Annotated in this window: 7 protein-coding genes, 1 riboswitch and 1 other annotated feature; of the genes, 2 read left to right on the top strand and 5 right to left on the bottom strand. The window is 39.2% G+C overall.

All coding sequences use genetic code 11. The features are described 5' to 3' along the window. Positions 1 to 4 precede the first annotated feature (4 nt). The 4 genes from EIH20_RS06305 to EIH20_RS06320 all read right to left on the bottom strand — a co-directional run bounded on the left by EIH20_RS06305 (position 5) and on the right by EIH20_RS06320 (position 8,766). Positions 5 to 736 (bottom strand): pseudouridine synthase, encoded by a 732-nt coding sequence (locus EIH20_RS06305; RefSeq protein ID WP_338133174.1) that lies wholly within the window; start codon positions 734 to 736, stop codon positions 5 to 7. After that, the gene (locus EIH20_RS06310; RefSeq protein WP_124058890.1) at positions 736 to 3,588 is read right to left on the bottom strand and encodes a putative polysaccharide biosynthesis protein; all 2,853 of its coding nucleotides are present in this window, start codon (positions 3,586 to 3,588) and stop codon (positions 736 to 738) included. Before EIH20_RS06310 ends, EIH20_RS06305 begins: the two co-directional genes overlap by 1 nt. Positions 3,589 to 3,743: 155 nt before the next feature. After that, positions 3,744 to 6,161, bottom strand: coding sequence for a leucine--tRNA ligase (leuS, locus tag EIH20_RS06315; RefSeq protein WP_124058892.1), 2,418 nt, complete (start codon positions 6,159 to 6,161; stop codon positions 3,744 to 3,746). 49 nt (positions 6,162 to 6,210) lie between these two features. Continuing rightward, positions 6,211 to 6,423 (bottom strand) — a binding site (T-box leader). Between the two features lie 18 nt (positions 6,424 to 6,441). Continuing rightward, positions 6,442 to 8,766: a LysM peptidoglycan-binding domain-containing protein gene (locus EIH20_RS06320; protein WP_124058894.1), complete on the bottom strand. Its 2,325-nt coding sequence runs from the start codon at positions 8,764 to 8,766 to the stop codon at positions 6,442 to 6,444. Positions 8,767 to 8,907: 141 nt separating this feature from the next. On the opposite strand from EIH20_RS06320, the gene mnmM reads away from it, so the two are divergent. After that, positions 8,908 to 9,477, top strand: a complete 570-nt coding sequence (gene mnmM, locus EIH20_RS06325) for a tRNA 5-(aminomethyl)-2-thiouridylate-methyltransferase MnmM (protein ID WP_124058896.1) — start codon at positions 8,908 to 8,910, stop codon at positions 9,475 to 9,477. Positions 9,478 to 9,522: 45 nt separating this feature from the next. Here the strand turns inward: mnmM and metK are convergent, their stop codons facing one another. Further along, complete coding sequence (gene metK / locus EIH20_RS06330) at positions 9,523 to 10,704, bottom strand: methionine adenosyltransferase (RefSeq protein WP_124058898.1); 1,182 nt, start codon at positions 10,702 to 10,704, stop codon at positions 9,523 to 9,525. Continuing rightward, a riboswitch (SMK box riboswitch) is annotated at positions 10,702 to 10,793 on the bottom strand. (Overlaps the previous gene by 3 nt.) Before the next feature lie 83 nt (positions 10,794 to 10,876). Here metK and EIH20_RS06335 point away from each other — a divergent pair. Beyond that, the gene (locus EIH20_RS06335) at positions 10,877 to 11,677 is read left to right on the top strand and encodes a hypothetical protein (protein WP_124058900.1); all 801 of its coding nucleotides are present in this window, start codon (positions 10,877 to 10,879) and stop codon (positions 11,675 to 11,677) included. The last annotated feature ends 17 nt before the right edge of the window (positions 11,678 to 11,694 follow it).

The raw sequence follows: 11,694 nt of genomic DNA on the forward strand, positions 1-11,694 counted from the left end.
TCCTTTATTTTATCAGGCCAAAAGCGACTAAATTTTCTTCCTCTTTGGGTGTTAAAGGCCGATAGTGTCCACGTGGTAAATCCGTGGGTAAGACTAAAGGACCCATTTGTATCCGTTCTAATGATAAGACTTCTTTATCCACTTTATGAAACATTCGTTTCACTTGGTGAAATTTGCCTTCATGGATTTCTACTTCAATCCAAGATTGTTCTTTTTCTGGATTCACTTGCAAAATCAATAGCTGAGCAGGTTGAGTGATAAAATCTCCTAAATCCATTCCTTTAGCAAAGGCATCAACATCATCATTAGAAACGACACCTTGAATTAAAGCTCGGTAACGCTTAGCCACTTTCTTATTAGGGGCAAGTAATTGATGAGCCAGATTTCCATTATTCGTTAACAACAAAAGACCGGTTGTATCTTTATCTAAACGGCCTACTGGAAATAAGCCGACATTTTGTAATTTTAGACTCAAATCATCGATGACTGTCGGCTGATGTGAATCTTCTGTTGCTGATAAGCGACCGGCCGCTTTATTCATTAATAAATAATAATAAGCTTGATAACGCAAAGGTTCCCCATGAACCAAAACCTGATCCTGCTTTTCATTCACTTTTACTGAGCCATCCTTAATGAGAACCCCATTAACTATCACGGCTTTATCACTCAATAATTTCTTAACTTCTTTACGACTGCCAAAACCACTATTGGCTAATAATTTATCTAATCGCATCATTAGAATAACCTTAATTTGTCTTGGAGTTCTTGCTTCTTCTTACCAAGTAAGATTGCAAGAGTTCCTGTTAAGCCACTCACCGTTGCATAGATAAAGATTCCCATGACTACCACGGCTAACAATTTAACAAATGTAAGTAAGCGACCTACAGGTCCAAAGAAAAGATCCAATGATAAATTCCAGAAAGTTGTTGCAATACCCATTAAGACTAATGCTAACAAAATCCGACCTAATTGATTAAGCAAGTAGCGATAATCGAGCAAGACTGTCTGACCGATACGACGCCACATCAAAATACTTGCGACTAAAAAGGCTAGAGCTGAAGCGTAGATAGCCCCTTGGGCTTGCCAAAGTGCCACAAATGGAAATTGAAGGATAAGTTTTACCCCTAAACCAATTAATAAATGTTTAATGGCGCTACGTCGTTGATCCATAGACTGCATAATGATAGATAGAACATTATATAGTCCTAAGAAAATTGACATGATACAAGCTGCAATCAAAAGACTTGGCCCGAATTCACTACCGTTTGGATAGAAGAAGCTGTACATATTATTAGAAACACTAGCTAGACCAATGGCTGCTGGCAGCATAATAAAGAAGAATAACAAGATAATCTTTTCGACTAACTGACTCGTCTGTTTATAATCCCGTTTTGCATAAAGACTGGTTACCGCTGGAATGGCTGAACCTGATAAGGCAATGGATAAGGAAACAATAATCATAATGAGCTTATCCACATCTAAAGAGAAAGTTCCATACAATTCACTGATTTCAGTCAAAGTCAAAGTCGAAGAAACTAATAGAATCTGTTTAAAACTATACGCATCAATTACCTGGGCTAAAATAATGCCTGAACCTAAAATGATGAATGGAATTGAATCCATGATAATCAGTTTGAGACTATTCTTAAAATCAAGTTCTTGGCCTAAATCAACCGCCTGACTCATCAACTCATTCATGGTTGGCAAATGCTTAAGATATAAGAAAATCAAATAAGCTAAGGAAATAACCGCCCCAATAAAAGCAGCAAAAGTTGAATGAACAACCGCCTGAGTCGCTGAACCTTGGAAGACTAACATAATCAGATAAGTAGCCGCTAACATATAGATAACACGAGCAATTTGTTCATAAACTTGAGAAACAGCAAACGGCTTCAAATCTCCCATGCCTTGGAAATAGCCTCGTAATAAGCTCATCGGCGGAATAATTAATAACGCCGGAACAAGCGACCGAATAACACGAATGGCCCCATCAACATTGTTTGTTGGTGACATATTGGCTAATAGCGGGGCAAGAACAAAGAGCAAGGTTCCAGACACAATTCCCGTTCCAATCATCACCATCATAGAATATTTAAAAATCTTATCCGCTTTAACATATTCGCGACGCGAATGATAGGCTGAAATTTGCTTAGCAATCGCACTCGGAAAACCTGCAGTAGAGCAAGCTAGGAATAATGCATAGGGTTTGTAACCAACACTAAATAAGGAGTTAGCCGACATATATTCCGTTCCTAACCAAGCTGCCCAAGGCAGAATGTATATTGCTCCTAAAATCCGCGAGAAGAAAGTTGCACCGGACAACCAAGCCGCACCCACCACAAAATTGTCTTTTTTATCTTTAGAAGACTCAGCTTCTTCAACCATGGTTTGATCTGGCCAAGAATCCGCACCCTCGTCTATCACAATAGGTTGCGAAGCAGTCGCAGTTAAATCGGCTTGGCTTTCATCCGTGACTGTTAGGGCAGTATCACTTGATTCAATCTCAAAATCTATTGGATAGGCCCCGTCCGCTGTCTCTTCACCCACGCTCACTGAATCGTGAAGGAGCTGCTCTTGAGCCAAAGTTGTTGGTTCCTCTGAAGGCGAATTCTCTGGAAGACTTGATTCGTTATCAAAAGGCTGATTGTCTCCTATTTCTTCACTAGAAACTATCTCATCTGGAGAAGATGAAGGCATGTTATCATCCGTTTCTTCATTGACTCTTTCTAACTTAGGACTTTCATCATAAGCGATTTCTTCAACCGTTTGATATGTTAGGATTTGCTTCACACTCGGTGACTCAGACTCACTAGTCTTTTGAGCTAATGAAACTGGTTCTTTTGCGAAGGGATTACTCAAATGCCCTATTTTTAAAGATTTTAAATTGTCTTTAACCGGTTTAAATGTTGAAATTACTTTTTGTCCTAGTGATGAACCTTCAACACTTCTTTCTTCATCATGATTTTCAAGTTCTTCCAGATGAGCTTGAAAAATTTCATCAACTAATTCGTCAACATCACGATTAACTTGATCTTGCTCTTGAACACTCTCTTCAAGACGACCTGTTTCTATATCAGTCTCGTCTGATTCGATATTATGTTGATCTTCGACATCTTCTTCATGGTAGGTATCGAATTGATCATACGTCGCGATATCTTGAATTTCATTGAGGTCATACGTCTCACTGGTTGTTTGGTTAAATAGTCGCTGAAAAATACTGACTTTTTTGTCACGACTAGGCTGTTTACGTTGAACTCTTGAAACATAAACAAAAGGATTTTCTTCTTGAATGTCTACCTGACTATCTTCAGGCTCCACTTCAAGAATTTCTTCTTGACTAAACTCCGGTTTCACTTCTTGACTTTCTTCCTGAATTGACGATCCACTCTCAGTCAGCTGACTATCAACTAGAAAAGGAGTCTGCCCAGGTTCATCAACCGTGTCCTCTAGCTCAGCCAGTCTAATTTTATTTAATTGACTCGGAGTGAATTGAATAGTTTGATCTAAATCAATCTCTACTCGATTAGACTCTGACTGTCCCATTGTCCCTGTGGAATCTGAATGGTGAGGATCAAGTTTATTTAACATGGTTATGTTTCATCTCCTTGTAGCTCATCTAAATTTCAGCATTGCCTTAGGGTAAAAAAGCCCAAAGCATTCGCTAGACGCGCATTTTTTGCATCAACATCCCTATTATATCGGATTTAGCCTAAAATGTGTCAGAATAAAGGAATTTTATTTAATTAATTGGCAACAATATTAACTAATCGATTTGGAATAGCAATAACCTTACGAACGGTCTTGCCAGCTAGAGCTTCTTGAATATCTTCATTGGACAAGGCGACTTTTTCCAATTCTTCTTGTGATAAATCAGTCGCAATCATTTGCTTAGCTTTCAATTTACCATTAATTTGAATCACAATTTCAACTTGATTTTCAACGGTCAATTCTTCTTGATAACTTGGCCAAGCTACTTCAGAAATGGATTCCGTATGCCCCATAATTTGCCAAATTTCTTCCATTAAGAATGGTGCTAATGGTGCTAACAATTGTACAAAACCTTTAGCATATTCTAATGGTAATACCTCTGCATCTTTAGCTGCATTTAAGAAAATCATCATTTGAGAAATGGCTGTATTAAAGTGTAAGGCTTCATAATCTTGGGTAACTTTCTTGACAGTTTGATGATAAATTCGAGTTAAATCTTCATTCATTTGATCTTGAATTGTGTCATTCAATTGCCCCGTCTCTTCATTTACTAATAGGCGATACACTCGATCTAAGAATCGGCGGCTCGCTTCTAAACCTGTTTCGCTCCATGCAATCGAAGCATCCAATGGTCCCATAAACATCTCATAGACCCGCAATGTATCGGCCCCATATTGTTTAACCACATCATCAGGGTTAACCACATTTCCTTTTGATTTAGACATTTTTTCGTTATTTTCACCCAAAATCATCCCTTGATTGAATAATTTTTGGTAAGGTTCCTTGGTTGGTACCACTCCTAAATCATAAAGGAATTTATGCCAGAAACGAGAATATAATAAGTGCAAGACAGCATGTTCTTGACCACCAATATACAAATCAACCGGTAACCATTTCGCTAATTTTTCTGGGTCAGCAATCATTTGATCGTTGCTAGGATCGATATAACGTAAGTAATACCAAGAAGATCCAGCCCAGTTTGGCATCGTATTGGTTTCGCGTTTACCTTTCTTACCTGTAACAGGATCAACCACGTTGACCCATTCATCGATTTTAGCTAGGGGTGATTCACCAGTGTTACTTGGTTTAATTTCTGAAGTAATCGGTAAGGTAACCGGTAGTTGATCTTCAGGAACAAGAGTCGTCGTTCCATCTTCCCAATGAATGATAGGGATAGGTTCTCCCCAATAACGTTGACGAGAAAAGACCCAGTCACGTAAACGATAATTCACTTTCCGTGACCCTTTCTCATTAGCTTCCAACCATTTAATCATGGCTTGAATTGCTTCTTGATTAGACAAGCCGTCTAGGAAATCGGAATCGTAGTGTGGACCATCCCCTTCAAATAATTGGCCTTCTTCGGCTCCCTTAACTACTGATTTAATCGGCAAGTCGTATTTGCTAGCAAATTCAAAGTCGCGTTCATCATGAGCCGGAACCGCCATAACCGCTCCAGTCCCGTAAGAAGCTAAAACATAATCACCAATCCAAACTGGAAGCTCTTTCCCGGTTACGGGATGTTGAACATATGCTCCCGTAAAGACGCCGGTTTTATCTTTATTCAAAGAAGTCCGCTCTAAATCAGATTTGGTCGCAACAGCTTTTTGATATGCGGCTACATCCGCTTGATGAGACGCTGGTGTAATTTGAGCAACTAGATCATGCTCAGGAGCTAAGACAACATAGCTTACGCCAAATAAAGTATCTGCTCGTGAAGTAAAGACTTCCACCGTTTGTTCAGGATGTCCTACGACCGGAAATTGAATTAATGCCCCTTCTGATTTTCCAATCCAATTTCGCTGCATTTCTTTAATGTTTTCTGGCCAATCTAAATCCTCTAAATCCTCTAATAAACGTTCAGCATAGGCTGTAATCTTTAGCACCCATTGCTTCATCGGTTTACGAAATACTGGATGTCCACCTCGTTCACTTAAACCATCAATAACTTCTTCATTAGCTAAGACAGTTCCTAATGCTGGACACCAGTTTACCGCTATCTCATCCTCATAGGCTAAGCCTTTCTCATATAATTTTGAGAAAATCCATTGGGTCCACTTATAGTAACTTGGATCCGTTGTATTAATTTCGCGTTCCCAATCATAAGAGAATCCTAAAGAATTAATTTGTCGTTTGAAAGTAGCGATGTTTTTCATTGTGAATTCAGCTGGGTTATTACCTGTATCTAAGGCATATTGCTCAGCCGGAAGACCAAAAGCATCCCAACCCATTGGGTGTAAAACATCATAACCTTGAGCACGTTTCATCCGTGACACGACATCGGTCGCAGTATAACCTTCTGGGTGCCCCACATGTAAGCCTTGGCCTGATGGAAACGGGAACATATCTAAGGCATAAAATTTTGGATGTCCTGGTCGATCTTTGGTTTTAAATGTCTGTTGATCTAACCAATATTTTTGCCACTTTTCTTCAATTAAACGGTGTTGATATGTCATCTAAATTCCTCCTTTTGATATAAAAAAAGCCCTATGAGATCAACTAATCTCATAGGGCGACTTAATCGCGGTACCACCTATTTTTCGCTTGATAGACTCAAGCCTTAATTCATAACGCTGAATACGCGTCTTTCTCTAATAAGTCAACCTGTTCAAGAAAGAAAAACATAGACGAGTTCAAAATAGAATCAGACTTATTTCCACCAACCATAAGCTCTCTAGGACTGTATCTATTTCTACTACTTCTAATTCTGTTTATCACTATATCAGACTAAAGTGATTATTTCAACTCGATTACTTGACCAATTTGTGCGTATGTTTTACCGCCATTTTGGGCAATCAAATCATAGACATTCAATCCATTTGCTCGTGCAATGCCGTATAAAGTATCGCCAGCTTTGACTGTATAAGTTGTTGGCTTAGCTACCGTAGATGCTGAAGTTGATGTTACAGAGCTCGTTGACGAACTTCCTGTAGCAGGCGTTGGTGAAGGCGCTGTGGTTGGTGCCGTCACAGTCGTTGAAGTTTGACTAGTTGGCGTAGGAGTAGGCGTTACTTGCGAGCTTTGTGTTCCTGGTACTTTAATGCTTTGACCAGGATATAAGAAGTAATTATTTGTGCCATTCAAGCGTTGCAATTCTTGAATCGAAATACCATATTGAGTGGCAATCTTCCAATAACTATCCCCTGCTTTGACCGTATAACCACTGTTAGCCACTGGCTTGGTTGGCGCGGACGAACTTGGAGTCGTTGGTTTAGCTACCGGTGTACTTGGTGTTGTTGGCGCACTTGGACTCACTGTTGAGTTAGTTGGAACTTTTAATTGTTGTCCTGGGTATAAGTTATAATTAGTCGTGCCATTCAAGCGTTGCAATTCTTGAATCGAAATACCATATTGAGTGGCAATCTTCCAATAACTATCCCCTGCTTTAACCGTATAACCACTGTTAGCCACTGGCTTGGTTGGTGCAGACGGACTTGGAGTCGTTGGTTTAGCTACCGGTGTACTTGGTGTTGCTGGCGCACTTGGACTCACTGTTGAGCTAGTTGGAACTTTTAATTGTTGTCCTGGGTATAAGTTATAATTAGTCGTGCCATTCAAGCGTTGCAATTCTTGAATCGAAATACCATATTGAGTAGCAATCTTCCAATAACTATCCCCTGCTTTAACCGTATAACCACTGTTAGCCACTGGCTTAGTTGGTGCAGACGGACTTGGAGTCGTTGGTTTAGCTACCGGTGTACTTGGTGTTGTTGGCGCACTTGGACTCACTGTTGAGTTAGTTGGAACTTTTAATTGTTGTCCTGGGTATAAGTTATAATTAGTCGTGCCATTCAAGCGTTGCAATTCTTGAATCGAAATACCATATTGAGTGGCAATCTTCCAATAACTATCCCCCGCTTTAACCGTATAACCACTGTTAGCCACTGGCTTAGTTGGTGCAGACGGACTTGGAGTCGTTGGTTTAGCTACCGGTGTACTTGGTGTTGTTGGCGCACTTGGACTCACTGTTGAGTTAGTTGGAACTTTTAATTGTTGTCCTGGGTATAAGTTATAATTAGTCGTGCCATTCAAGCGTTGCAATTCTTGAATCGAAATACCATATTGAGTGGCAATCTTCCAATAACTATCCCCCGCTTTAACCGTATAACCACTGTTAGCCACTGGCTTAGTTGGTGTGGACGGACTTGGAGTCGTTGGTTTAACTTCCGGTGTGCTTGGTGTCGCAACATTTGACTGTGACACACTTGAAGTCGTCGTTACTTTCAATACTTGATTTGGATGAATTAAGTATGAAGTTAGACCATTCAATTTCATCAATTCATCGACTGTCATGCCATTTTTTGCAGCAATCAAGTAAAGGGATTCCCCAGCTTTAACTGAATAAGATGATTCTGACTTGTTTACTATTGGACTAGTCGTAGTTGTATTCCCAGTCACTGCTCCTCGTAACATATCATATTGAGTTAAATTGTAATCACGGATAAGGGCATTCAATTTACTTGCATAAGAGGTATCTGTCGCATAGCGTCCAGTTAACCATTGTGTTGCCGCTTGATAAGTCATAGCCTGACTAAAACGAGCCCCGAGGTAATAATTATAGCGCCATTGAGAAGCTCCATTATCCCCAGTTAATACATTTGCATAGTCAGTTAAGGACTCACCATAGTTATTATAACGTCTAAAATCTGCTTGAATCGTATAATAGTTACCGCTGCCATCATCCTCTAAGGTATTCATAACAGCAGACTGTCCATTATACTTTCCTTTAATACCAAATAAGTTATAGTTAGGTGCTTTAGCAAGTGTACTTTGACCCCAACCTGATTCTAATATAGCTTGGGCTATCATAACCGATGCATACAAGTCATTTTCTTTAGCAATTTTCTTAGCATAATCCCCAATTTTATTTAGGAATTCTTGTTGAGTCGTTTTGGCATCATAAGCATAAACAGGCGTTGCTTGAGCAGCTACTTGTGATAAAATAGCCCCTGAAGATAATAATACTAAGCCCGTATTGAATTGTTTAAGTAATGATTTAGCTGAAGCTAATCGCTTTTCGGCTTTCTTCCGTTCAATAACGGTATATCTTGAAATGTTCATAATTGCCTCCTTTACTGTCCATTTCCAGTCGTTGCACTGTATTATTATAACCTAAGCTCTCTATCAAAAGCTTATAATAGCAATGAATTCAAGTATATTTAATAAATGTAATACTTATGTAACAGAAAGAAGGAATTTGCAATGAAAACAGCTCTCCATTACAGTCATGAATTATTGGATCAGCTAATTAATCGCTTCCCTAATGGATACTTTGTCGACGCAACCTTGGGCAACGGATTCGATACATTACATATCTTAAGCCAACCCAATTTTAATGGACATTTATATGGCTTTGATATTCAAGCAATCGCCTTAGAACACACTCTAGAAAAACTAGAGCAAGCAAATATTGCTCCAGATCGCTATGACTTGTTTCACCGAAGTCATGCTGAACTGCAACATGTCATCGCTACTAATCAAGAGCTTCATGGGGCTATTTTTAACCTAGGCTATTTACCAGGTGCAGATCACACCATTACTACCCATGCTGAATCAAGTTGGCAAGCCATTCAACAAATTATGTCTCAATTAATTCAAGGCGGCCAAATTATCTTGGTTGTTTATTGGGGACATGAGGCTGGATTCATTGAAAGTCAACAGTTAGAAAAGCATCTACAAAAAATTAACCAAAGCCATTATCAAGTTTTAAAATATCAGTTCATTAACCAAATCAATCGTCCGCCTTATACCATTGTGATTGAACGAAAGTAAAAAAAAGCAAGTCTTCCAAATGAAGACTTGCTTTTTATAACTCGATTAGTTTAATGCGTCTTTTAATGCTTGAACTTTATCAGTTTTTTCCCAAGTAAAGTCAGCTAATTCACGTCCAAAATGACCATAACTAGCTGTTTGTGAGAAAATCGGGCGCCGCAAATCTAACATATCGATAATTCCACTCGGTGTTAAACAAAATACTTTTCGCACCGCTTGAACTAAAGCACTTGGATCAACGCTCGCCGTACCAAAGGTTTCAATCGAAATAGAAACAGGCTCCGCTACCCCAATCGCATAAGCTAATTGAACTTCACATTTTTTAGCTAGACCCGCTGCTACAATATTTTTGGCTACATAGCGAGCTGCGTAAGAGGCTGAACGATCCACTTTTGTAGCATCCTTACCTGAAAACGCCCCACCACCATGGCGCGCATAGCCGCCATAGGTATCAACGATAATCTTCCGACCAGTCAAACCAGAGTCTCCTTTAGGTCCTCCAATGGTAAAACGGCCAGTTGGATTGATATAGATTTTAGTTTCTTCATCAATCCAGTTGCTTGGTATAACAGCTTCAATTACTTCACGTTTAATATCTTCGCGTAGTTGAGCTAAGTCAATGTCTTCACTATGTTGACTTGACAAAACAATTGTATCAATACGTCTTACTTGTTTATTTTCATCATATTCCACTGTTACTTGTGTTTTACCGTCGGGACGCAAGTATGTTAGACGCCCTTCTTTTCTGACTTGCGTCAACTTCAAGGCTAATTGATGACTCAAAGCAATTGGTAAAGGCATTAATTCCGGTGTCTCATCACAAGCAAATCCAAACATTAACCCTTGATCTCCTGCTCCTAACTCTTTAGTTGCAGTCGCTTCACTTCGGGTTTCCCAAGCATCGTTGACGCCCATAGCGATGTCCGGTGATTGTTCATCCAAACATACCATAACAGCTACATTCTCAGCATCGAAACCATATTTACCACGATCATAACCGATTTCAGCAATTTTTTGACGTACAATTTGTTGAATATCAACATAAGCAGAGGTTGTAATTTCACCAAAAACTAAGACCAAGCCGGTATTAACGGCTGTTTCACAAGCTACCCGAGCCATTGGATCCTGAGCTAAGATAGCATCTAAAATCGCATCTGAAATTTGGTCAGCAATTTTATCGGGATGTCCTTCTGTCACTGACTCAGATGTAAATAAAAATTTTTCCATGTATTTTCCCCCATATTACAATTTGGTTACAAGGCAATATTTACTTGGCGACAAGTAAACCCTATCGGGAAGTTTTGGTTGTAACGCCCTTGATTATACCTTATTATATACTTTATAGATAGGAATTTTCACAAAAATATTTTTTAGATACTGCTTTAGGAAGGAAGTCGCTATGAAGCAATTAATTCACTTCTTACAAAATCCTTTTTTCAAGATTGTTTTAAGCCCATTGGCCTTTATCAGCTTTGGCTTAATTAGTGGCATGGGGGTTAATACTCAAGCAAACTGGATGGGAGTGATCTTACTCTACTTGATTTCTGTATCAGGCCAACTCGTTGATCACTACTATTTTGTTAAATATAACCATCATCTGCAAGCCGCTGCTCCCCGGATTATTTGGTTCGTCTGCGAAATTGTCTTGCTTGTAGCCAGTGGTCTTTTGATTAGTCAACAACATTGGATTGTCAGCCTCTTGCTGATTATGTATATTGCCTTTATTCATTTGCAATATATGCCATATAATATTACCCAAACTTTCTCTCATTTTGCCTTAAGCATCTTCTTTAATGGCTATATCCTGAATTGTATTGCTTATTATAGTCAAACCGGACTTTTAAACAGACGCTTTCTGATTGCGTTAATTCCGATTGTGATCCTGATGGGCGCTATTCAATTCGAAATTATTCAATTAAAAGCTAAGCTGATGAAAGTCGCTCCGCCAAGATGGGCAATCGATAATTCTCTCATTACGTTTGCTATTTCCATCGTAGCCCTCTTCTTCAGCTTATATCTCTGCTTGCCAAGTAAAAGTTTCTTTATTATTCAACTGCTCCATGCCCTCTTAACCGGAGCTGCTATCTTACCTTTAGCTATCCGTACACAGCGCAACAAGCAAAATCAAAATAAATTAAATTACTTGCATTCTGTCGCTCTTATCTTTACCATCATGTATGCCTTGTCTTACATTTATTAATTAACCTAAGCTCGCCC

Origin of the sequence: Vaginisenegalia massiliensis (assembly GCF_900604935.1) — a bacterium.
In the GTDB taxonomy this organism is placed as follows: Bacteria; Bacillota; Bacilli; order Lactobacillales; family Aerococcaceae; genus Vaginisenegalia; species Vaginisenegalia massiliensis.

Bases quoted from the DNA above. Each gene is read 5' to 3' on its own strand.
- EIH20_RS06305 (WP_338133174.1), bottom strand. From the start codon at position 736: ATGATGCGATTAGATAAATTATTAGCCAATAGTGGTTTTGGCAGTCGT.
- EIH20_RS06310 (WP_124058890.1), bottom strand. From the start codon at position 3,588: ATGTTAAATAAACTTGATCCTCACCATTCAGATTCCACAGGGACAATG.
- leuS (WP_124058892.1), bottom strand. From the start codon at position 6,161: ATGACATATCAACACCGTTTAATTGAAGAAAAGTGGCAAAAATATTGG.
- EIH20_RS06320 (WP_124058894.1), bottom strand. From the start codon at position 8,766: ATGAACATTTCAAGATATACCGTTATTGAACGGAAGAAAGCCGAAAAG.
- mnmM (WP_124058896.1), top strand. From the start codon at position 8,908: ATGAAAACAGCTCTCCATTACAGTCATGAATTATTGGATCAGCTAATT.
- metK (WP_124058898.1), bottom strand. From the start codon at position 10,704: ATGGAAAAATTTTTATTTACATCTGAGTCAGTGACAGAAGGACATCCC.
- EIH20_RS06335 (WP_124058900.1), top strand. From the start codon at position 10,877: ATGAAGCAATTAATTCACTTCTTACAAAATCCTTTTTTCAAGATTGTT.